The sequence below is a fragment of the Bacillus sp. J14TS2 genome, from assembly GCF_018333015.1.
GTDB lineage: Bacteria > Bacillota > Bacilli > Bacillales > Bacillaceae_C > Lederbergia.
This window is the reverse complement of record NZ_BORE01000003.1, coordinates 320,186-344,365: the sequence shown is the minus strand read 5'-3', so window position 1 is coordinate 344,365 and position 24,180 is coordinate 320,186. Positions and strand designations below refer to the sequence as shown.

The 24,180-nt window shown below is 39.0% G+C and carries 21 protein-coding genes; all 21 read right to left on the bottom strand.

Annotated features, from left to right (window positions below; all coding sequences use genetic code 11):
- Positions 1 to 63 precede the first annotated feature (63 nt).
- Positions 64 to 1,788, bottom strand: coding sequence for an ABC transporter ATP-binding protein (locus KI375_RS06430; RefSeq protein ID WP_212972691.1), 1,725 nt, complete (start codon positions 1,786 to 1,788; stop codon positions 64 to 66).
- A 163-nt stretch (positions 1,789 to 1,951) separates the two neighbouring features.
- Complete coding sequence (locus KI375_RS06425) at positions 1,952 to 2,209, bottom strand: HPr family phosphocarrier protein (RefSeq protein WP_212972690.1); 258 nt, start codon at positions 2,207 to 2,209, stop codon at positions 1,952 to 1,954.
- Positions 2,210 to 2,227: 18 nt separating this feature from the next.
- Complete coding sequence (gene whiA / locus KI375_RS06420; protein ID WP_212972689.1) at positions 2,228 to 3,181, bottom strand: DNA-binding protein WhiA; 954 nt, start codon at positions 3,179 to 3,181, stop codon at positions 2,228 to 2,230.
- Between the two features lie 345 nt (positions 3,182 to 3,526).
- A complete protein-coding gene (locus KI375_RS06415; protein WP_212972688.1) occupies positions 3,527 to 4,489 on the bottom strand; it encodes a gluconeogenesis factor YvcK family protein in 963 nt (320 codons plus the stop codon).
- Complete coding sequence (gene rapZ, locus KI375_RS06410; protein ID WP_212972687.1) at positions 4,486 to 5,379, bottom strand: RNase adapter RapZ; 894 nt, start codon at positions 5,377 to 5,379, stop codon at positions 4,486 to 4,488. Before rapZ ends, KI375_RS06415 begins: the two co-directional genes overlap by 4 nt.
- A gap of 324 nt (positions 5,380 to 5,703) precedes the next feature.
- Positions 5,704 to 6,654 carry a thioredoxin-disulfide reductase gene (trxB, locus tag KI375_RS06405; protein WP_212972686.1) on the bottom strand — a complete coding sequence of 317 codons (951 nt, stop codon included), beginning with the start codon at positions 6,652 to 6,654 and terminating at the stop codon, positions 5,704 to 5,706.
- Between the two features lie 202 nt (positions 6,655 to 6,856).
- Positions 6,857 to 8,374 (bottom strand): tetratricopeptide repeat protein, encoded by a 1,518-nt coding sequence (locus KI375_RS06400; protein WP_212972685.1) that lies wholly within the window; start codon positions 8,372 to 8,374, stop codon positions 6,857 to 6,859.
- A gap of 205 nt (positions 8,375 to 8,579) precedes the next feature.
- Positions 8,580 to 9,125, bottom strand: coding sequence for an acyltransferase (locus tag KI375_RS06395; protein WP_212972684.1), 546 nt, complete (start codon positions 9,123 to 9,125; stop codon positions 8,580 to 8,582).
- Positions 9,122 to 9,775 (bottom strand): pyrophosphatase PpaX, encoded by a 654-nt coding sequence (ppaX, locus tag KI375_RS06390; RefSeq protein WP_212972683.1) that lies wholly within the window; start codon positions 9,773 to 9,775, stop codon positions 9,122 to 9,124. Before ppaX ends, KI375_RS06395 begins: the two co-directional genes overlap by 4 nt.
- Positions 9,776 to 9,810: 35 nt before the next feature.
- On the bottom strand, positions 9,811 to 10,620 hold the full coding sequence (gene lgt / locus KI375_RS06385) for a prolipoprotein diacylglyceryl transferase (protein ID WP_212972682.1): 810 nt from the start codon (positions 10,618 to 10,620) through the stop codon (positions 9,811 to 9,813).
- Positions 10,621 to 10,642: 22 nt separating this feature from the next.
- On the bottom strand, positions 10,643 to 11,584 hold the full coding sequence (gene hprK, locus KI375_RS06380; RefSeq protein WP_207447873.1) for an HPr(Ser) kinase/phosphatase: 942 nt from the start codon (positions 11,582 to 11,584) through the stop codon (positions 10,643 to 10,645).
- A 212-nt stretch (positions 11,585 to 11,796) separates the two neighbouring features.
- Positions 11,797 to 12,153: a phage holin family protein gene (locus tag KI375_RS06375; protein ID WP_212972681.1), complete on the bottom strand. Its 357-nt coding sequence runs from the start codon at positions 12,151 to 12,153 to the stop codon at positions 11,797 to 11,799.
- Between the two features lies 1 nt (position 12,154).
- The gene (locus tag KI375_RS06370) at positions 12,155 to 13,336 is read right to left on the bottom strand and encodes a DUF4097 family beta strand repeat-containing protein (protein WP_212972680.1); all 1,182 of its coding nucleotides are present in this window, start codon (positions 13,334 to 13,336) and stop codon (positions 12,155 to 12,157) included.
- A gap of 124 nt (positions 13,337 to 13,460) precedes the next feature.
- Entirely contained in the window at positions 13,461 to 16,328 is a 2,868-nt protein-coding gene (gene uvrA / locus KI375_RS06365) for an excinuclease ABC subunit UvrA (RefSeq protein WP_212972679.1), read from the bottom strand.
- Between the two features lie 7 nt (positions 16,329 to 16,335).
- Positions 16,336 to 18,315, bottom strand: a complete 1,980-nt coding sequence (gene uvrB, locus KI375_RS06360; RefSeq protein WP_212972678.1) for an excinuclease ABC subunit UvrB — start codon at positions 18,313 to 18,315, stop codon at positions 16,336 to 16,338.
- 566 nt (positions 18,316 to 18,881) lie between these two features.
- Positions 18,882 to 19,139: a CsbA family protein gene (locus KI375_RS06355; protein ID WP_212972677.1), complete on the bottom strand. Its 258-nt coding sequence runs from the start codon at positions 19,137 to 19,139 to the stop codon at positions 18,882 to 18,884.
- Positions 19,140 to 19,271: 132 nt separating this feature from the next.
- Positions 19,272 to 20,057: a phosphate ABC transporter ATP-binding protein PstB gene (gene pstB / locus KI375_RS06350; protein ID WP_212972676.1), complete on the bottom strand. Its 786-nt coding sequence runs from the start codon at positions 20,055 to 20,057 to the stop codon at positions 19,272 to 19,274.
- 12 nt (positions 20,058 to 20,069) lie between these two features.
- Entirely contained in the window at positions 20,070 to 20,903 is an 834-nt protein-coding gene (gene pstB, locus KI375_RS06345) for a phosphate ABC transporter ATP-binding protein PstB (protein ID WP_212972675.1), read from the bottom strand.
- A gap of 16 nt (positions 20,904 to 20,919) precedes the next feature.
- Entirely contained in the window at positions 20,920 to 21,804 is an 885-nt protein-coding gene (pstA, locus tag KI375_RS06340; protein ID WP_212972674.1) for a phosphate ABC transporter permease PstA, read from the bottom strand.
- Positions 21,801 to 22,712, bottom strand: a complete 912-nt coding sequence (gene pstC / locus KI375_RS06335; RefSeq protein WP_212972798.1) for a phosphate ABC transporter permease subunit PstC — start codon at positions 22,710 to 22,712, stop codon at positions 21,801 to 21,803. The genes pstA and pstC overlap by 4 nt, the downstream gene beginning before the upstream one ends.
- Positions 22,713 to 22,946: 234 nt before the next feature.
- Entirely contained in the window at positions 22,947 to 23,885 is a 939-nt protein-coding gene (locus KI375_RS06330; RefSeq protein ID WP_212972673.1) for a phosphate ABC transporter substrate-binding protein PstS family protein, read from the bottom strand.
- Positions 23,886 to 24,180: the final 295 nt, after the last annotated feature.

The window sequence follows — 24,180 nt, the reverse complement described above, 5'->3', positions numbered from 1 at the left end:
ACAAAATGATCTTCATCACCTTTTTGATTGGCTTGTTTACTTCTAAATTAGAACCCGGCTTAATTAAGAACCTATTTCTTGAAATTGGATATTATGCAATCTTGCAAATAGTCCATTTTGTTGGACTAATTCCGTATATGTTCCATCTTCTTCAATGCCATTTTCTGTTACGACAATCACACGGTCTGCATCGCGAATCGTCGCCAGGCGATGAGCAATCACTAATGTCGTACGGTCCACAGCTAGTTCATTCAATGCTAATTGAATAATTTTTTCTGTTTCCGTATCAAGAGCTGAAGTGGCTTCATCCAAGATCAGGATTGGTGGATTCTTCAAAAACATGCGAGCAATGGCCAAGCGCTGTTTTTGACCACCAGATAGTTTTAAGCCTCGCTCACCAACTTGCGTTTCAAAGCCTTCAGGAAGTGAGTCGATAAAGTCCTCTAAATGAGCTTTCCTGGCTGCCTCACGTATTTCTTCTTCACTAGCATCCTGTTTTCCATAAGCGATATTTTCTAGAATTGTCCCTGTAAACAAAAAGACATCTTGCTGAACAATCCCAATTTGTGAGCGCAGCGAATGTTTGGTCATATCCCGAATATCTATTCCATCAATCTTAATGGCCCCTTTGTTTACATCATAAAAACGCGGGATCAAGGAACAAATCGTCGTTTTTCCTGCACCAGAAGGACCGACAAAAGCAACTGTCTCCCCTGTGCGAATATTTAAGTCAATTCCTTTTAATACCTCTTTATGGTCATCATATTGAAATTGAACATCCTCAAAAGAAATATTTCCCCTTAAGTAATCAATCGCAACAGCATTAGGACGATCTTGCACTTCTGGCTCTTGATCAATAAGATCCCTGAATCTTTTAAATCCAGCCATCCCTTTCGGATATAATTCAAGCAAAGCACTAATTTTATCCACTGGTTTGATCAATACATTTACATAAAGAACAAAGCTAACCAATTCTCCATATGTCAGTTTTCCATTAAAACTAAACCATGCTCCTACAACAAGCACCAATAAAGTAACGAGTCTTGTCATCATATAAATGCTGGAATGAGTTCCTGCCATGACTTTGTATGCCGCGAGCTTGGCGATCCGAAATAATCCATTATCTTTTTTGAAGCGATGAATTTCAAATTGCTCATTAGTAAAAGACTGGACAACCCGGGCACCAGAGACACTGTCTTCCACTCGTGCATTGACATCTGCAATCCGGCTGTACATATTTTTCCATGCATGATTCATTTTAATATTGCAATACGTCACCAACCAAATAAGGAAAGGCACCATGATACAAGTTATTACAGCTAAGCTAGGATTGATTTGGAACATGATCGCAAAAGCCCCAACAAAGGTCATGATCGCAATAAAGAAATCCTCTGGACCATGATGGGCGAGCTCGCCGATATCAAATAAATCATTCGAGATCCGGCTCATAATATGACCTGTCTTCGTATTATCAAAAAAGCGAAACGATTGGCGCTGAACATGGGTAAATAATTGCTCGCGCATATCTGTTTCAATATTAATTCCCAGCTTATGTCCTAAATAACTGACGATATATTGAAGCAATGTGCTCAATAAATATACAATAAGTAACAGAACACCCACCGTAAATATTTTATTCAAATCGCCTTCGGGTAATAGTTGATCAATAAACCATTGAACCGCTACCGGAAAAGCTAATTCTAGAATAGCCACGATCACCGCACTTGAAAAGTCGATAATAAATAAACGTCTATGTGGTTTATAGTAAGAAAAAAACTGTTTTAACATCGTCTAGCTCCTTCAATCATTAAATCCTATTCTACTATCTTTTATAGTGAATCCATTGAATATATCGTTCATATTACTCTATTTCTTATGTATGGTCCATACCTACTTTTTTCCAAAGAAAAAGAGTGTTAAACAATGCATTCAACACTCTTTCTCAAGCACACTAATTATTATTTTCAATAAAGCTGGACAACTGCGCAACTGCTTCTTCTTCATCACTACCTGTAGCAGAAAGTGTTACAAGTTCATTGGGTCCAATCGCAAGACTCATTAAACCCATGATACTTTTTGCATTGACATTTCGACCGCCTTTTTCAAGATAAACATCTGCGGCAAAATTACTTGCCTCTTGCACAAATTCTGCTGCATGACGAGACTGTAATCCAGCTGGCAATTTGACTTCTATTTCCTTGGCTACCATAGTTCCTCACCCCTTTCCTTATTTATATGTGTTGCTTGTTTCACCTTTGCGTATTTTTTCTGCAATTTCATCGATTTTTCTTAATCGATGATTAATGCCCGATTTGCTGATTGAATTTCCGGAAACCATTTCGCCTAATTCCTTCAAGGTTAAATCTTGATGCTCCATACGCAAAATGGCAATCTCTCGAAGTTTTTCAGGCAAGATATCTAAGCCTTCTGTTTCCTGTATATAGCGGATATTCTCCGCTTGTCTTAATGAAGCACCAATCGTTTTATTTAAATTAGCTGTTTCACAATTCACAAGCCGGTTCACGGAATTGCGCATATCCCGAACAATTCGGACATCCTCAAATTTCAATAAGGCATTATGAGCTCCGATCACACTAAGGAAATCAGCAATCTTCTCAGCTTCTTTTAAATAGGTAATATACCCATTCTTTCGCTCTAAAAACTTACTATTCAAGGAAAATTCATTCATGAGCTCACTGAGTGCCTGATTATGCTCTTTATATAGAGAGGCAATTTCAAGGTGATAGGAAGATGTCTCCGGATTATTGACAGAACCACCTGCTAGGAATGCCCCTCGTAAATACGAACGTTTGCAACACTCATCTACAATTAATTCTTGTGCAATATCGTGTATAAAGGTAAAACCTTCCCCTATAATTTTTAAATCGCGCAAAATGGTTTCTGACTGTTTTTTCAGACGAACAATATAGACATTATTCTTTTTGAGACGCATTTTCTTCCTAACTAATAATTCTACTTCAGTTGCATAAATCCTTTTTATTAAAATATAAATTCTTCTAGCAATGGCTGCATTTTCGGTTTGCACATTTACAACAAGAATACGATTGGAAAAGGAGAGTGAGCCATTCATTCTAATCAGGGCAGATAATTCAGCCTTTGCACAGCAATCTGCGGGTTCTAATGTTGTTAATTCTTTTTTTGTGTCTGAAGCAAACGACACCACTGCCACCTCCTAAGAAAAACGCAAGCGCTTTGGTCAGCCCCGAGACAGGAAAAGTTCGATTTTGATTTTAGATGAACATCGGCTAAGGCCACATCTTGGGGCAACGCCGATGAGCTCACATCCTATGAGTTTCTCGAGGCTAAGCGCTAGAGCTAGATCAAAACACTAGCTAAGTTATATACTTTCTTATAAATCGCAAGCGTCCATCATTATCCGGCTAATGCATCACATCCTCTAGGCATATTCATGATGAATACTTTCTCCATTTGTATGAGGATATATGTAAGTCATTAGATAACAGAAAAATGGACTGTTTTCGCAGCAATTCCTTTTCATTCCCTCCTACTTCTTTTCAATAAGGGAATAAAGAATCTGAGCGACTTTTGCAGTATCGTGTCGAACGAGCCCTTTATCTAAGCCAATAATTTCTTCTGCAATAACGCCAACTCCCAAATCCGCCAAGTTCTCTACATCAAAGACAACCGGTCTCGCTTGCTCTTCCTGGTATCGATATTTTAAATGGGTTGGGATTGGTTTATTATTGACAAGCACAAGATCAATAAAGGGACGATCCATATGGGAATATAGCGCGCGAATATGATCACTTGCGGAAAAGTTCAATGTTTCTCCAGGCTGTGTCATCAGGTTGCAAATATATACTTTTTTGGCTTTTGCTTTACAAATTTCTTCACCAATTCCAGGAACTAATAAGTTTGGTAAAAGACTGGTATACAAACTGCCAGGTCCCAGTACGATCAGATCCGCTTCACGAATCACTTGAACGGTTTCCCTCAAGGGCTTAATCAGCTCAGGAGTTAAAAAGACTCTTTTAACAGCTTTCCCTGATTCAGGAATTTTCGATTCGCCACTTACAATAGAACCGTCCTCCATTTCAGCATTCAATACAACACATTGATTGGCTGCGGGAAGAACATGACCACGTACATTTAATACCCGACTCATCTCTTGGATAGCATGAACAAAATTGCCAGTGATAGATGTGAGTGCTGCGAGAATTAAATTTCCTAGAGAATGGCCAGAAAGCTCACTATTTGAATTAAAACGATGCTGAAACATCTCAATGATCAAAGGTTCTTGATCTGATAAAGCAGCAATGACATTCCTTACATCCCCTGGTGGTGGAATTTCCATTTCCTCTCTTAAGCGCCCTGAGCTTCCACCATCATCTGCCACTGTTACAATGGCAGATAAATCAACAGGGAGATTTTTTAAGCCGCGCAATAGAACGGGTAATCCTGTACCCCCTCCTACGACAGCTATCTTGGGACTTGATGTTTCTGTCATAATGTTTTTCCCTTTCTCTTTTGAATGTCTCGATGGGTAATCGATACGTGATAATCATTTTCATAAAATTCACCAATATATTCAGAAAGGGCGACAGAACGATGTTGTCCACCCGTACAGCCAATCGCAATCACAAGCTGGCTTTTCCCTTCCCGTTTATAGAGGGGCAGCATAAAAGTGAGTAAATCTGTCGTTTTCGCAAGGAATTTCTGTGTATCATTCCATTTTAAAACATATTGATACACTTCTTCTTCCATTCCAGTTTTAGGCCGCATATGATCAATATAATGCGGATTTGGTAAGAAACGTACATCGAATACTAGATCTGCATCAATCGGAATTCCATGTTTAAACCCAAATGACATCACATTGACTGTAAAGACGGTCTTTCTATTTGCGGAAAAATCTTCTATAATTTTTTCGCGCAATTCTTTCGGCTGCATATTGGATGTGTCATAAATTAACTGAGCACGACCTTTTAATTCATCTAAAATATGACGTTCTCGTCTGATTCCTTCAAGTGGTAACCCCTCTGTCGCAAGTGGATGGGAACGACGTGTTTCTTTATACCGTCTTACAAGAGCCGCATCATTTGCATCTAGAAAAAGAATTTGGGGAGTCATCCATGTTGAACCAGAAAATTCATCCAACACACGTAATAAAGTATCAAAAAATTCACGCCCTCTTAAATCCATAACAAGCGCTACTTTATTCATCTTATTTCCAGATTCCTTCATTAATTCCAGAAACTTTGGCATCAATGCAGGAGGTAAGTTGTCCACGCAAAAGAAGCCTAAATCTTCGAAGCTATGAATGGCAACTGTTTTCCCTGCCCCCGACATCCCGGTAATTATGACTAGTTGTATGTCTTCAGATCCTATTGTGCTCATGCATCCCACTCCGTTTTCCGTTTCGCTTTCTTTCTCATGATATTATTATACTATCAATGACGTGTAAATAACAGCCTATCAATTCTTTTAAAAGTAGGAGTGTTTTTTTGTCAACGATAAAAAGCTGTTTAAAAAAAAAGCACAAGCCCTAAGGCTGTGCTTTCAAAAAAGGGATATTGTATAAAAAGGGGGTCAATATCTCATGTATATAATGTACCCGAAAATCATTGCACTACTGTTACAAACAGATTAATTCAGTGTAACTTTTTATTGCATCCAAATTGCAAGAATAGACAGGATTTCCCCTTGTTAAAACAGGCTTTATTATTGAGCAGTACCTATTTTATCCTTTAAATTTTCAATGAAAATTTGTGCACTTTGCGCAGCGATACTCCCATCCCCTGTTGCAGTAACAATTTGGCGAAGCAGTTTATCACGTACATCTCCAGCTGCAAAGATACCGGGAATTTTCGTTTCCATGTCTTCATTTGTTTCAATATATCCTTGGGAGTTAGTAATTCCTAGGTTTTCAAATGGTTTTGTTAATGGATCCATTCCAATATAGATAAAAACACCATCTGTTTTAAAATTGGATTCCTCTCTAGTCTCAGTAGAAATAAGCGTGACAGAACCGACTTTTCCATTTTCCTCATTTACTTCTTTTACGGTGTGGTTCCAGATAAATTCAATTTTGTCATTGGCAAAAGCACGATCTTGGAGGATTTTTTGAGCTCGCAGTTCATCACGACGATGGACAATCGTCACTTTACTAGCAAAACGAGTAAGGTAAACACCTTCTTCAACCGCTGAATCTCCACCGCCAACAACAACAAGCTCTTTATTCTTAAAGAAGGCTCCATCGCAAACAGCACAGTAAGAAACACCTCGACCAGTTAGCTCGGTTTCACCTGGAATGCCGATTTTACGATATTCGGCACCTGTTGTAATAATCACAGCACGTGCTTTATATTCTTTGTTACCTGCTTTTATCACTTTATACATTTCTTTATCCGTCACTTCTTTTATATCCCCGTAAGCATATTCAGCGCCAAATTTCTTTGCGTGGTCCATCATTTTCGTTGACAATTCTGGACCAAGAATATGTTCAAAACCTGGGTAGTTTTCTACATCCTCCGTATTAGCCATTTGCCCACCCGGAATACCGCGTTCAATCATTAGTGTAGACAGATTGGATCTTGATGTATAAACAGCTGCTGTCATTCCAGCTGGTCCTGCTCCTATAATAATCACATCATATATTTTCTCATCTGACATGCTGTACACTCCTTTTGTTATCTATTCATAGAGAATGTTCAAAAAGATCGATAAAAATTAATCCAGCAAATTTTCACCGTATAGGATGTACTAGTGCTTATTCACTGGCTCGGGCCTTTTATCCTTCTTTTTGAACATACATTTATTATTACTGATCTATTTCTATCGTATTAAAGAGCGCCAGTTTCGTCTATTTATCTGCTCATTCTAATTCGTTTTCCAAAATACGGACATACTTCCGTAAAGTGGACGTCGAAATAGCATACTCCTCAGCTATTTCCAATTGTGTTTTTTTATTATGGCGCGTTTTTAACCAAATATACTCTATTGCACCCGCTAAGGCGAAAGGATTTTTAATCGCCGTTTGATTTTCAAGCATTTTAAAAAAAGCACGAAACCATAAAAGGAGTAAGCTGCGTCTTTCCCATGCTTGTGCTTGATATTTCTCGAATAATACCATTGCCACTTCATGTCCTTGCATGATCTCATCTTCATACGAAGTAAATTCAGGATTTAGTTCTGTTTGTAAAATATAGTTTAAATATCTTTTTTCAAATGGCGTAAATTTGTCTAAGTCCATTTGCTCCAATTGCTTATAAATTACTGCTTTAGATGTGGACACAGAGATTAAAAAGATTCCATATAACCTATTTTCAAGATGCTCACTAGTCAACCATTTCATAATGGTCACATCCTCATTCTCAAAATGAGTGATCGCTTCTTCTGTGACCTTCCAAGGTTCCTTTTGTGAAAGCGCAGGATTGATTTTGGTTAATTTCTCCCAAGCCTCCATGGCTACTTTATGATTTCCAGAAAAATAAGCGGATTTCGCTAACCAATAATAATAAGAAGAATCTCCTTCATATCCGTATTTCTGTAAATGGCGCAGCCAAGAATAGGCTTGATGATACTTTCCAGCCAAAGCAAAGGTAGCGCCCAATTTATAACGATGTTCAAAATGAATCGGTTGGACTTTATCCAATGCTTGGAGTAATTCCTCTAACTCCTCTAGCTTATCTTCATAATAAAGAAATACAGCTAAGTTACAAAGAGCATGTAAATTACCTGGACTTTGCTCCAATACATATTGAATGATATCAAATGCTTTTGTTGTTTTACCTTCATAAAAATACGCTAGAGCCAAATTATTATATGCTGGCCAAAGCTCAGGATAATCCTTCACAGTTTGTTCAAGTAGTTCGATTGCTTGTGACATTAAACCTTCTTGCAATAAATCTCTGGCTTGGTCAAGTTGGGCAATCATTTCATCTTGTTTAACAAGTTCAGAAAAGCTTTCATCATCTTCTACACCAATTAAATCTAATAACTCCTTTGCTTCTTCCGTAAATTCTCCGACTTCGTCTAACTCAAGATAGAGTTGCGCATTCTTATAGGCTTCTGTAAATAGCCCTAAGTGGGCATCATTATTAGCCATAAAATAATAACATTCGGTTAAACTTTCATCTAATTCTGCCAACACCATTTGTAATAGCTTATTGGACTCCTCATATTCTCCAATTTCAGTGTGAACAATAGCTAATTGACAGGCAATGACCGGTTCCAAGGGCTCTAATTCGAAAGCTCTTTTCAAATACTTTTTCGCTTTCTTCATATCAAAACGATCATATGCTTTTATACCTCTATTAAAATAGTATTCTCCTGTTGGAATAAAAGAAAATATTTTGGCTTTATCTAATTTTCCTTTCGAGTTGTTAAACATCAAAATCCTCCGTTGCTGTATTCCTTGTCGCTTTTTGTAGTATATCATACGACACCCATGCTGACACACCTCGAATTTTGGAAATTTTTCTACTTTTATACCATTTTTTATTAAAAAAATGCAGACTAGGTATAACTACACAGGTCTGCCTCTTTTGCTTTATATATTTCAAAACAGAGACAGACTAAAAGCATAAATAAAACACCTATGATTTAGGTGTTTTATTCATCCCGTAAATGGGATCATCTTTCCAACGCTCTTCCCGCTCTTGCTTTGTATAGATCATTTTCATTGGATTTCCCCCTACGAATGCTCCTGCGGGCACATCCTTATGCACAAGAGTACCTGCTGAGACAATCGCATGGTCCCCAATTGTAATTCCTGGCAAAATCGTGGTATTGGCTCCAATCATGACATGGTCACCAATACTCACCTGCCCTAAACGATATTCTTTAATCAAATATTCATGGGCTAGAATCGTGGTATTATAACCAATTACAGTATTTTCCCCAACCTTGATTTTCTCTGGAAACATCACATCTAACATAACCATCAAAGCAAAAGCTGTTCTTTGACCGACCTCCATTTTTAGGAAACGCCGATACAGCCAATTTTTTAGTTTTAAAAAGGGGGTGTATCTAGCTGTTTGAATGACGATGAAGTTTTTCACTACTTTCCAAAATGGAACGGTTTTATACACATGCCAAAGTGAGTTCGCTCCTTCTACCGGAAAGCGCTCCGTGCGTCTCATTGAGGTTTAACTCCAATAATATTCAATAAATCAGCCATATGATCCAACATAAAATCAGGATGATAACTTTGTAAATGATCCTTCCCTTTCAAAGACCAAGCAACCCCGCAAGTGGCGGTACCTGCATTTTTACCACCAAGAATATCATGATAATTATCCCCAATCATGATCGTTTCCTCTGGTTGTGAATCAAGTAAATGCATGGCCTTATTCAATGGTTCAGGATCTGGTTTTACATTTTCCACTTCATCCATTGTAATCACCACTTTAAAAAACGGCTCTAAATGGGTTAACTTTAAGCCTTTTAAGACTGTATTCCTTTTCTTTGTTGAAACAATTGCCAGTTTGTAGCCATTTTCATGTAAAGTCCGTATCGTTTCAAAAACGCCATCAAATTCCTTCACAAGCAAATCATGTTGTTCGAGATTATGTTTTCGATACACTTGAATCATTTCTTCGGCTTTCTCAGGGTCAAGCCCATGAAACACATCGAATAAGGATGGCCCCATAAACGGAAGCACGTCTTCACGTTGGAATCTGCCAGGAAAATATTGTTCCAATGTATGTAAATAAGAAGAAATGATTAATTCATTCGTGTCAATTAAGGTTCCATCAAGATCAAATAATAATGTTGTAAGATTCTGTCGCATGCCAAAGCCCCTTCCTATCCTGTCTTTCTCTGGTGTCACGAACCTTGATCCTTATATTTTTGTTTGGCCATTCCTGTGTAACGACGATAGAACCAAATCGCAACGGCAATTAAAATGATGACAAGTGAAATGACTTGAGCCATCCGCAATGATTCCAGCATTAAGCTGTCCGTACGCAGTCCTTCCACAAAAAAACGCCCAATTGAATACCAAATAAGATAACTTAAGAAAAGTTCCCCACGTCGCAATGAGCTTCTCCTTAAAAGAAGCAGGATGATAAAACCAAGTATATTCCAGACAGATTCATATAAAAAAGTGGGGTGATAATACTCTCCATTTATATACATTTGGTCTATAATAAACTGTGGTAAATGGAGATTTTCTAAGAATGCTCTAGAAACGGCCTCCCCATGTGCTTCTTGGTTAATGAAATTACCCCAGCGTCCAATCGCTTGTCCTAAAATAAGACTTGGGGCAGCAACATCTGCCAGTTTCCAAAAAGATATATTTTTTTTGCGGCAAAAAATTACCGCGGTCGCAACGGCTCCGATTAGAGCGCCATGAATGGCGATCCCACCTTCCCAGATCCTAATAATCTTTTCTGGGTGCTGAGAATAAAAGCCCCATTCAAACAGTACATAATAAATCCGCGCACAAATAATTGAAATCGGAATCGCCCAGATCAAAAGATCCGTAAATGTATCTTTTGGAAGGCCCCTCTTATTCGCTTCACGTACAGCAACAATAAGAGCCAGAGCAATTCCTACCCCAATAATAATGCCATACCAGCGAATAGCAAAAGGTCCTAATTCAATCGCTATCGGGTTAATTGGTTCAATGCTCATTCTTCCTCTCCTTTCTAAATCGTTATGTCATCATATCATGGTCATTTCCATTTTGAATAACTTCTGCTAATCTTTCTGTAAATTGCTTCGCCGCATTCACTCCCATATTCTTCAAACGGAAATTCATTGCAGCCACTTCAATAATAACAGCAAGGTTACGCCCTGGTCTTACAGGGATAGTTAATTTCGGTATTTCTGTATGAATGATTTTTAGTTTGTCCTCATCAAGACCTACTCGATCATAATGCTTTTGCTCATCCCAAAGCTCTAAATGAACAGATAAGGTAATCTTTTTACTTGAACGAACAGCCCCTGCCCCAAACAAAGTCATTACGTTGATAATGCCCAATCCACGGATTTCCAAAAGTTGTTTTAATAACGGGGGCGGGCTTCCTACAAGCATGTTTTCCTCAATTTCACTAATTTCCACACAATCATCTGCGACAAGCTGATGGCCACGTTTAATGAGGGCTAATGCCGTCTCACTTTTCCCGACTCCACTTTGTCCTGTGATCAAAACACCAATGCCATAAATATCAATTAAAACACCGTGCACAGCCGTTGTAGGGGCTAACTCACTTTCTAAGTAATTCGTCAGCTTACTGGAAAAACGGGTCGTCTTCATCGATGTTCTTAGCAAAGGAACACTATTACGTTCTGCCGACTCAACTAATTCCTTGGGAATTTCTAGTCCTCTCGAAATAACAATAGCAGGTGTTATATCATTACAAAGCAATTCCATTCGTTCTTTTCTTTCACTTTTTAATAACCTGCTACTAAAATCAATTTCTGTTCTGCCTAGCAATTGAACACGTTCTGCAGGGTAATAATTAAAGAAGCCTGCTAATTCTAAAGCTGGGCGGGAAATATCCGTGGTTGTAATCGGTTTATGAACACCTTCTTCTCCACTTATAAGCTCCAAATCGAAACGCTCTATGATATCTTCTGTCCGAACTTTGGACAAGTCCATCACTCCTTGCCATTTAAATAAACTTCTAATGAATAAGCTATCTAGACATCATTGACTATTTTATCATTATATATGATATAAAAACCACTATTCGATTTAAGTTTTCTATCAACATTGATAGATACTCCTCTTTACCTAAGATTTTCACATACAAAACAGAGGCCCCAAAAAAAGCAGATATCTACCTTTTTGGGGCCTCCTACATGTCAATTTCTTTTTCTCGGTTCTATAATGATTTTTTGGATCAGGAGATTGATTAATGACATGATCACAGCGAGAAGCAAGGCTAAACCAAAGCCAGAGATTTCAAACAAGCTTCCCATTAAAGCATCTGTCATTAATAAGGTACATGCATTGATCACAAATAAAAATAATCCTAACGTTAGTAAAGTAACGGGTAAAGTGAAAAGAATGAGTATCGGACGTACAAGCATATTTAATATAGACAAAATGATGCTGGCTCCAATGGCTGACCATATACTTGACACCTCAACCCCTTCAAAATACCCCGCAAAAGCAAGAAATAAAAGGGCGTTGACAATAATCCCTATACTCCACTTCATCTTACTGACCTTCTTCTTCCTGGATATAGACAGAGCCTGTCTTCGTGTTAGCAAACAAATGAGCTTTTTCGTTATCTGTACCTGTCCGTTTGAATTTTACTTGTTTTTGAATGATTTCATTCTTTTCATGCATGATATCAATATTATTTAACTGCAGTTTATAATTCCCAACATTGGATTGAACGTCTCCATCAATCGCGATTCCATCGGGAAGTGTAACATGAATATTTCCTGTTACTGATTTTGTTTCAATGATATTTGGAGCTTGTTTTGTGACAATACAGTCAATATTGCCATTTAAGGATTGCAAGCTTAGATCCTTATAAACCCCTTCTGCTTTAATCGTACCATTGACTGTTTCGGCTTCCACCTTTTCAATTTGTGAATCAACTAGCGCCACTTGGCCATTGACAGTGTCTAAATCAAGTTTTTCTCCTTGAATGTTTGTAAGATCAGCTTTTCCATTTGTTGTTTTAATAACGAAGGATTCAGCTTGTAAATTTGTGCCTCTTACTCCGCCATTAAAGACACGAACCGAGATTTTCTTATACATTTTTTCAGGGATATAAATGACTGCTTCTACCTTCATCAGCTTAGATTGAGTTCCGAAGACGAGTAATCCATTCTCATACTTGAATAGGCTATGATCTAGAAAATAGGTTCTCGCTTCTTCGCGATCTTCTGTACGGTAAACTTTGGCTTGGCACTCTATTCTTATTTCCGACTGATCCCAGGTCTTGATTCTTACAGGACCGTTTGCCACATCAATATCAATTCGCTCAACCTGTTCACCCGCTTGCTGAAAAGCATGGGGAATTTCAACTGTTTGATTAAATTGAAAATCAAAATCCTTCATTTTATTAAAGGTAGTTTGAACAAAATCGAATAATCGTTCACCAGCCGATTCAAGCTGCGAATAGATATTTTCAGCAGAATCTGTTTTTTCCTTTTCCTTCTTTTCATCTGTTTGCTGATCATCTTGAGAAGTCTGTTCCTCTTGCGTCCCCTTTTGAAGAGACGTAGTTGGTTGTGGTTGAGATTCTTTCTCCGCCTCTTTTGGCTTGGAAGTCGAAGAACCCTTAGTCGGCTCTCCTTCAAGTGCTTCTAACAAAATAATTGCCTCTTGTGCTGAAAGCTTTCCATCCTGTACCATTTCAAGTATTCGTTTCTTTTCCTCGTTCACGTCAGCTTCCTCCTTTTAGGTTCTAACAGAATTTACGGATATAGGCCGTTGTAGGTTTCAAAAAAAGCTGATTCCATTACTAAAAAATTATCTATTCGACAAAAAACGAGGCCTGCCATGCACTTTAAACGTTCATTTTTTCCAGGATTTTTCGATTCATTCGTTCTTTGTCCCGCTCTAAGATCGGCTTTAGGTAGTGTCCCGTATAGGAATCAGTTGTTTGTGCTACTTTCTCTGGGGTTCCTTTTGTGACAATCGTTCCGCCTTTGTCTCCGCCTTCAGGTCCTAAGTCAATGAGATAATCAGCTGTTTTGATCACATCTAAGTTATGCTCTATAACTAGAACGGTGTCGCCATTCTCCACAAGTCTCTGTAAAACCCCTAATAAGCGGGCGATGTCCTCTGCGTGCAATCCAGTTGTTGGTTCATCTAATATATACAAAGAACGACCATTGGAACGACGATGGAGTTCCGAGGCAAGCTTCACCCTTTGTGCTTCTCCTCCAGATAACGTTGTGGCCGGTTGCCCTAACTTCATATACCCAAGCCCAACATCAACAATGGTTTGCAGTTTACGGTTGATTTTAGGAATATTAGCAAAAAATTCTAATCCATCTTCAATTGTCATATCTAATACATCTGCAATATTTTTCCCTTTATATTTTACTTCCAATGTTTCCCGGTTATACCTACTACCGTGACAAACTTCACAGGGAACATATACATCAGGGAGAAAATGCATTTCTATTTTGATAATGCCATCCCCTTTACAAGCTTCACAGCGTCCTCCTTTTACATTAAAGCTAAAGCGACCTTTTTTATATCCGCGAACCTTCGCCTCATTGGTTGAAGCATAAACATCACGCACATCATCAAACACTCCTGTATACGTGGCAGGGTTTGAGCGTGGCGTCTTTCCTATCGGGGATTGATCAATATCAATGACTTTTTCCAGATGTTCAACTCCGTTGATTTCTTTAAAATTGCCTGGTCTTGTTTTGGATTTATGAAGCCGCTGCGCCAAAGTTTTATAAAGGATTTCATTCACTAACGTACTCTTCCCTGAGCCTGATACACCTGTTACCGCAGTAAACAAGCCAAGGGGAATTTTCACTTGAACATTTTTCAGATTATTTTCTTTTGCCCCTTTAATTTCAAGATAACGACCATCCGGCTTACGGCGTTCAATTGGTAGAGGGATGAACCTGTCACCTGATAAATACTGTCCTGTTAAGGATGCCTTATTTTCAGCTACTTCTTTCGGTGTTCCTTGAGCAACAATTTCCCCGCCATGTACACCAGCACCTGGCCCAATGTCAACTAAATGATCGGCCGCAAGCATGGTATCTTCATCATGTTCGACAACAATTAAAGTATTGCCTATATCTCGCATGTTTTTTAGTGTCGCAATTAAGCGGTCATTATCCCGTTGATGAAGACCGATGGATGGCTCGTCTAAAATATAGAGAACACCCGTTAATCTTGAACCAATCTGAGTAGCTAAGCGAATTCGCTGGGCTTCTCCACCAGATAAAGTACCAGCAGCACGGTTTAATGTTAAATAATCAAGTCCAACATTGACAAGAAAACCGAGCCTTTCCCCAACTTCCCGCAAAATTAATTTCGCAATTTGCGCATCTTTCTCTGATAATACCAATTCCTGAAAAAACTGGTTGGCATCATTTACCGATAGCTCTGTTACTTCACTAATATGCCGGCCCGCTATCTTCACAGCTAAACTTTCTTCTTTTAAACGATGTCCCTTACAGCGAGGACAGCGCTGCTGCGCCATATATTTCTCCATTTGTTCACGGATATAATCGGAGCTTGTATCACGATAGCGTCGTTCCACATTATGAAGCACCCCTTCAAAACGGATACTGCTTTCACGCATACGACCAAAGTCATTTTTATAACGAAATGTAAATACTTCATCTGCGGAACCATGAAGAATAATGTTTAAATGTTTTTCCGGTAAATCTTCTACAGGCGTATCCATATCAATTTTAAAATGGGTACAGATCGTTTTTAAAAGCTGTGGATAATACTGTGAACTTACGGGAACCCAGGGAGCAATGGCATTTTCATTAAGGGTGAGGGAACGATCCGGAATCACCAAATCAGGATCCACCTCTAGTGTTGAACCAAGTCCATCACAATCAGGACAAGCTCCAAAAGGACTATTAAAAGAGAACATTCTTGGTTCCAATTTATCAATTGAAAATCCACATTCAGGACAGGCATGGTTCTCACTGAATAACAGTTCCTCTTGATCAATGATATCGATAATCACTTTTCCTTCCCCTAGGCCAAGAGCTGTCTCTAGTGAATCAGCAAGTCTTGCTTCAACGCCTTCCTTCACAACAACCCGGTCAATAATCACTTCAATCGAGTGTTTTTTGTTTTTTTCAAGCTTGATCTCTTCGCTCAGGTCTTCTACTTCTCCATCAATTCGCACACGCACATACCCTTGTTTTTTTATTCCTTCTAATACTTTTACATGGGATCCCTTGCGTCCGGAAATAACAGGTGCAAGTACCTGTAATCTTGTGCGCTCAGGATAGGTCATAATGCGATCAACCATTTGTTCAATCGTTTGTGAGCTAATTTCAATTCCATGGATCGGACAGATTGGCTTACCAACTCGTGCAAAAAGCAAACGAAGATAATCATAAATTTCTGTGACCGTTCCAACGGTCGAACGTGGGTTACGACTTGTTGTCTTCTGATCAATTGAAATAGCTGGTGAAAGACCTTCGATGGCATCTACATCCGGTTTATCCATTTGTCCTAAAAATTGCCGCGCATAAGCAGATAGAGATTCTACATATCTTCTTTGTCCCTCCGCATAGATAGTGTCAAAGGCGAGGGAGGACTTTCCAGATCCTGATAAGCCCGTTAAAACAACGAGCTTATCCCTTGGAATTGTCACATCAATATTTTTTAAATTATGAGCTCTTGCCCCTTGAATGATTATTTGGTCTTGTGCCATCGTTTGCTCATCCTTCCGCTTTCAATTCCAATAAAGCATCACGTAATTGTGCTGCACGTTCAAAGTCTAATGCTTTTGCCGCTTCTTTCATTTCCATTTCCATTGTCTCAATAAATTCTTCTCTTTCTTTTTTAGACATCTTTTTCAAATTCCCTTTAGCGGTATATTCTGCTGGATCCTCTGCTGCCACTGTAGCTCGAATAACATCGCGAATATCCTTCTGAATCGTCATCGGGGTGATACCATGTTCTTGATTATATTTTTCTTGAATAGAACGACGCCGTTCCGTTTCAGATATCGCCTTTTCCATGGAATCGGTCATCTTATCTGCATACATGATCACTTGTCCATCCGAATTTCTTGCCGCCCGTCCCATCGTCTGAATAAGAGAACGCTCTGAACGCAAGAATCCTTCTTTATCTGCATCTAATATCGCAACAAGTGAAACCTCGGGTAGATCCAAACCTTCTCTTAACAAGTTAATCCCTACTAATACATCAAAAGTACCCATTCGTAAATCTCGAATGATTTCAATTCGTTCTAATGTTTTAATTTCAGAATGCAAGTACTGCACTTTCACGCCAACTTCTTTTAAATAATCGGTTAAATCCTCGGACATTTTTTTCGTTAAGGTTGTAATAAGAACTCGTTCATTTCGTTCTACCCGTAATTGAATTTCACTAATCAAATCATCGATTTGCCCTTCGATTGGGCGGACCTCAATTTTAGGATCGAGCAATCCTGTTGGGCGAATAATTTGCTCGATCATTTTCGGTGTATGTTCTAGTTCAAATGGGCCTGGGGTAGCAGATACAAAGACAATATTGTTAATATGTTTTTCAAATTCGTCAAATTTCAAAGGACGATTGTCCAAGGCAGATGGTAAGCGAAAACCGTGATCCACTAACACTTGTTTCCTCGCTTGGTCACCATTATACATTCCTCGTATTTGCGGTAGGGTCACATGTGATTCATCAACTACAATTTGAAAATCCTCTGGAAAATAATCAAGCAATGTATAGGGAGTAGCGCCAGCCGGCCTTAGTGTCAAATGTCGTGAATAGTTTTCGATTCCAGAGCAAAAGCCCATTTCACGCATCATTTCCAAATCGTATCTTGTGCGCTGTTCCAGTCGTTGTGCTTCTAATAATTTGTCATTTTCCTTTAATATTGCCAACTGCTCCTCTAATTCTTTTTCAATATTAGCAATCGCTACCGTCATTTTTTCTTCACCAGTTACAAAGTGAGAAGCCGGAAAAACAGCAGCATGATCTCGTTCCCCTAACACTTCACCTGTGAGGACATCCACTTCTCGAATCCGGTCTATTTCATCCCCGAAAAACTCAATCCGGATACAATGCTCATCACGCGAGACAGGAAAGATCTCCACGACATCTCCGCGAACGCGAAACGTCCCGCGTTGAAAGTCAATATCGTTCCTAGCATATTGAATATCAACTAAACGACGTAATAGCTGATTTCGCTCAATTTCCATTCCTGTTCTCATTGATAAAACATGGTCGCGGTATTCAAATGGTGACCCTAGACCATAGATACAGGAAACACTGGCGATAATAATTACGTCTTTCCGTTCAAATAGTGCAGACGTCGCAGAATGTCGCAATTTATCAATTTCATCATTAATGCTGGCATCTTTCTCAATATACGTGTCTGTTTGCGGCACATATGCTTCCGGCTGATAATAATCATAGTAGCTGACAAAGTACTCCACAGCATTATTCGGAAAAAACTCTTTAAACTCGCTATACAATTGCCCTGCTAGTGTCTTATTGTGGGCAATCACAAGCGTCGGCTTATTTACATCCCGAATCATATTAGAGATAGTAAAAGTCTTCCCAGTTCCGGTCGCTCCTAATAAAGTTTGGTATTTTTTTTGATTATGAATTCCTTCGACAAGCTGTTCAATCGCTTTTGGTTGATCACCTGATGGCTTGTATCTTGATATCAATTCAAAAGTATTGTCCAATCATTCTTCCTCCTAACTTGATTTTTATCTATATATAGTCTAATAGGTGACTTCGATGTTCGACACAGGACGTGTCGGTAACTAGGCGAAGTTCCTTTATCTCGCAGTGTCATTTTTACCGGACTTTTTGAACATCCTCTAATAGTGATTTATTTTTACATGTCTTACATTTTACCACAACTCCTATAAAGATAACCAGTGAAAAGCGAACGTATTTTCGATATTTTTTTAATATCCATCACTGCTATAAATAATAATAGTCTCTCGTCATTCGCCGAGTCAGTTGAAACAAGGTTCCTGGACCACTTTTTTATTTCTCCTCCTGCATTTAATAGGGGATATTTCACCTTTGTATAATTGTCCATTCTATATTAAACAAGATCATAATCAACAAGCAGCGTATTTGCTAGCCCTTGAAAAGGTTTTGAAAATGAATACCATAAGCTCAATTCCTAGTAATTCGGCAAATTTACACCTCGAAATTCCGAAAGTATATTAATAGAAAAAAACAGGACCTCCTAGTGGGCCTGCCTTCTGTGTTCATAGTCATATTTCAATCCTATCCTTCAATCGTTATTCTTTGTCTTAGACTCCTTTTTAGCTGGTCTCTTCTTATTTACCATTCGATCCGTGATGAACAGGCCTGCTGTTAACGAGGCAGCCTCAATCGCAATTAAACCCCAACCATGAATATAGCCTTTATAAGCAGAAACAATAATTAAGGCCAAGGTTAAAAAAAAGCTAACACTTCTTCTATATGTCACTCTAGTAAACAGGACCATTAGTATCGCCGGAATAAAAATGGCTGAGAAAATTTTATCCATTGTCTCACCTACTCTATAATTAAAGCTTCTCTCTTAGTTTTTCTCAATTACAAAAAAAAAGCAAGTTTTAACTGTAGGTAAAACATAATATTAACACATGATCCAAAATTGCAGAAGTTTTATACTATAATATCAACCAAACTGTCCCATAATATATTGTTTTGTTTTTTCATGTTCTGGGTTCGAAAAAAGACTTTGAGTCGGCCCATATTCAACAATTTCACCATGGAGGAAAAAGGCCGTTTGATCTGAAATTCGAGCCGCTTGCTGCATATTGTGAGTAACAATGATAATCGTATATTTCTCTTTTAATTTTAAAATAAGACTTTCCAGCTTTTTTGTTGAAATCGGATCTAAGGCAGAGGTCGGTTCATCCATTAAAATCACATCTGGTTGAATCGCTAGTACTCTTGCGATCACTAATCGCTGTTGTTGTCCTCCTGATAAGCTTGTAGCAGGAGCACGTAAATCATCCTTCACTTCATCCCATAAAGCAGCGGAGCGAAGACAGGATTCTACTGTTTGATCCAGATGTTGTTTATCTTTTCGTCCGTGAATCCTTGGACCATAAGCGATATTATCATAGATGGAAACTGGAAAGGGATTAGCTTGTTGAAATACCATGCCGACTTTTTTTCTTAAGTCAACAACATCGACAGAAGGGTTGGTGATCTCCATTTCATTTAGATAGATCTTTCCCTCTGTTCGACTTTCTGGTATAAAATCATTCATTCGATTGAGTGTGCGTAGAAAAGTCGATTTTCCGCAGCCTGAGGGACCAATTAATGCGGTAATTTGGTTCTTTTTAATTTCAAGGTGAATATTTTTAAGCGCTTGGAAGTCTCCATAATAAAATTGAAGATTTTCTGCTTTCATTACGGTTTCTTTATTATGCGGCTGATGCAATGTTAAAACCATTAATTCCACCCCTTATCCAAAAATTCCAGCAATATATCCTGCTGTCCGTTCATCTTGAGGATCGGTAAACATTTCTTCTGTTGTCCCAAATTCGATTAAATCTCCCATGTAGAAAAAAGCTGTGTAATCAGATATTCGAGCTGCCTGTTGCATATTATGGGTCACAACAATGATCGTATATTCTTTTTTTAATTCACACATTAGTTCTTCAATTTTTCTAGTGGAAATAGGGTCTAATGCTGATGCAGGTTCGTCGAGTAAGAGCACCTGAGGCTTCATCGCAATCGCTCTAGCAATACATAGACGTTGTTGCTGCCCTCCTGAAAGACTTAGCGCAGACGAGTGGAGTTTATCCTTTACTTCATCCCATAAAGCAGATTTTCGCAGCGCCGTTTCAACAATTTCATCTAATTGCTGTTTCTTTTTTATTCCATGGTGAGCAGGACCATACGCAATATTTTTATAAATAGATTTAGCGAAAGGATTGGGCTTTTGAAAAACCATGCCTATTTGCTTTCGTAATTCAAACACATTTACTTCCGGTGAATGAATCTCAATATCACGATAATGGATCTTGCCTGTTACTTGGCAATGGTCAATACTATCATTCATTCGATTCAAGGAACGCAGGAAGGTTGACTTACCGCAGCCTGAAGGGCCAATCAAAGCTGTAATTGCCTGATCAGGGAAAGCAAGATCAATATTTTGTACAGCAATCTTATCTCCATAAGCAACAGTAACTCCTTCAGTCGCTACAATCGAACGTGTCGGAAGGAAAACGATATTTTTATTTGGCGTAAATCTATCCACTTGCGTATTTTGATTTACTACTTTAGCAATCGCCATTTTTAAACCACCTTTCTTATGTTGTAGTCATTTTTCTAAATACAAGATGACCAATCCAGCGCGCTAATCCGTTAAATAGTAAGATTGCTATTAATAAAAGCGCGGACGCACCACTTGAAATTGCTGCAGCATCAGGCATGATCCCTTCTCCATTAATTTTCCAGATATGCACAGCCAGCGTTTCTGCTGGTCGTAATGGATTGAGCGGAGATGCAGCCGAAAATGGGTTCCAATTGGAAAAGTCAAGTTGTGGACTGCTCATCCCAGCGGTGTAAATGAGGGCAGCTGCTTCTCCAAAGACTCGACCTGCTACAAGAATAATCCCTGTTATTAAACCAGGTAAGGCAGCTGGTAAAATAATTGTCGTGATCATCTCCCATTTCGAAACACCTAAAGCTAATCCTGCTTTCCTTTGTTCATCAGATACATTTTGAAGTGAATCTTCCACAACCCGAACCATTATTGGCAAATTAAATACAGTTAAGACACAGGCTCCTGACAGAATGGAAAAGCCCCACCCCATATAAATCACGAAGAACAGAAAACCAAAGAGCCCGACAACGATAGAAGGCAAAGAAGATAGTACTTCTATCATCGAACGAATAAAATCTGTGAACTTGTTCTTAGGTGCATATTCCGATAGATAAATTCCCGCCCCTAGAGAAATCGGAATTGTCATTACAATAGTTAACACTAGTAGGTAAAAGGAATTAAATAATTGGGGCCCAATCCCTCCACCCTCTTCAAAAATTTGTGGGGAAGCTGTGATAAAATTCCAACTTAGTTTTGGTACACCTTGAAAAAAGATATATCCTAGTAAACTAATAAGAAGCCCGAGAATAAGAAAGGCAATCCCGTAAAAAACGGTTGTTGCGATCCGATCGATCCATTTTGCATTCATACTCCTCGCTCCTTTCTTCCAATCCATCTTACGAGCATAATAAATAGAAATGACATCATTAATAAAATAAGGGCTAAGGACCAAAGAGCGTTATTTTCCGCTTGTCCTAATACGGTATAGCCCATCCCCATTGTCAAAATGCTTGTAAGTGTTGATGCGGGTTCCATTAGGGAGGTTGGCATTACAGGTGAATTGCCTATCACCATTTGGACTGCTAAAGCCTCTCCAAAGGCACGCGCCATTCCAAAAATCATCGCTGTCAGCAAGCCAGATTTAGCGGTTTTTAAAATTACTCGATAAATCGTTTGCCAACGTGTCGCTCCCAATGAATAAGATGCTTCCCTCAACGAACGGGGAACGGAAGCAATTGCCTCAACCGATAAACTTGTGATCGTCGGCAAGATCATCACTGAAAGTACGATTGTCCCCGCGGCAATGCCAAATCCACTTCCTGAAAAGGACTCTCTCAATAACGGAACCACGATAGAGAGACCGATAAAACCATAAACAACGGAAGGAATTCCTACTAATAGTTCCAAGACAGGCTGTAATACTTTTTTCCCGAATCGCGGTGAGATCTCAGACATAAACACCGCTGCCCCAATCGCAATTGGTGTACAAATGAGAGCGGAGAGAAGAGTGACAATAAAGGAGCCTGTAATCAATGGAAGTGCTCCAATAATCGGTTTTCCTAGCTCACTTACCACTCCAGGATTCCACTTCAACCCTGTCAAAAATTCTATAATACTCCCTTTATTAAAGAGGAAGATCGTGACTCCTTTAGAAACAACAAGAGCAAGAATCATCACGGTCAGTAAAATCGTGATGCCCACTGCAATCAAAGTGATCCCTTTTCCCATCTTCTCCAATCGCAGCTTCTTATTTGGCTTCGTGATATCCATATACATTTCACTTTCCGCTTTAGCCAAAGCGATCGACTCCTTTAATAGCAATGTGTAAGAGGCTGCGGCATAATTAAAATGTTCAGCTCCAAGGACGAAGAATGCATTGCCTTAGCCAAGGAAATATACGTAGACTCCTGCGGGAAGTGAGAGTTGCCACTCGCCCGTGGAAAGCGAAGTATATTTTCGGATCGGAGGTATATGCACCCTATGTTTCAGCCTCTTATCAAGCTTCTTTTATTATTGGTTACTTACTTCCCCGTTAGCATTTCGATCGACTTTCATGCTTGTGACGGGAAGGTAGTCCATTTTCGGAAGTAGCTTAGTTTGCACTTCCTCTGTTAACATATAATCAATAAATTGTTTTGTAACATCCACTGCATCACCATTCGTATACATATGCTGGTAAGCCCAGACTTTCCATCTATTCGTCTCTACATTTTCAGCCGTTGGTTCAGCTCCATCCATTTTCAAGGCCTGAATGGAATCATCAATATAAGAGAATGCTAGATAACTAATGGCACCAGGCGTTTCACTAACAATTTTTCGAACTGTACCTGATGAATCTTGTTCTTGTGCTTCAATCGCTTCCTCACCATTTAAAGCAAATGTTTCAAATGTATCTCTCGTACCTGAGCCTTGTGCTCGATTGACTACAATAATCTCTTGATCAGCACCGCCAAGTTCTTTCCAATTTTTGATTTTTCCTGTAAAAATATCAATCAACTGATCTTGCGTGATATCTTCAACACCAACTTCTGAATGAACAACGGGTGCCATGCCAACGACGGCAACTTTATGGTCTGTGAGTTTGTCAGCTGGAATCCCATCTTTTTCTTCAGCAAACACATCTGAGTTTCCTATATCAACGGCTCCTTCACTAATCTTACTAAGGCCCGTTCCACTTCCTCCCCCTTGGACATTAACAGTTACTTCAGGGTGTTGTTGCATAAATTGCTGAGCAGCCGCTTCAACTAAAGGTTGCATCGCACTTGAACCAACCACAGTAATGGAACCTGTTAATTCGTCACTCTCTGTTGATGTTTTTTTACTTGTTTCTGTACTAGGTTTACTAGTCCCTGATGCCGATTCTGAACCTGCCTCTGTATTACTACATGCCGCCAGAAGCATTGTAAACATAAAGAGACATCCGAGATACGCGATCCATTTCTTATTCATGAGTGAGCCACCTTTTCTGTTTGAATTGCAATCATTGATTGCTTATCTATACAATAAACAATCTCTTTTAAGTGCCTATAAATAGTATGTGAAGTTTATGTAAAGCTTTGTTTGGAATTTGTAAAGAACAAAAGCACAAGCGCCTTGATCAGCCCCGACAAGCAAATGTTCCTGAACCTAGGAAGGGGCTTTTTCCCTTCATAGGTTCAGGGTTATTTGACCTCGAGGGGCTAGGCGCTGGAGCTAGACGACAAAACTCAAAATTACAACTTATCCACAAGCCAAGAATTTTATA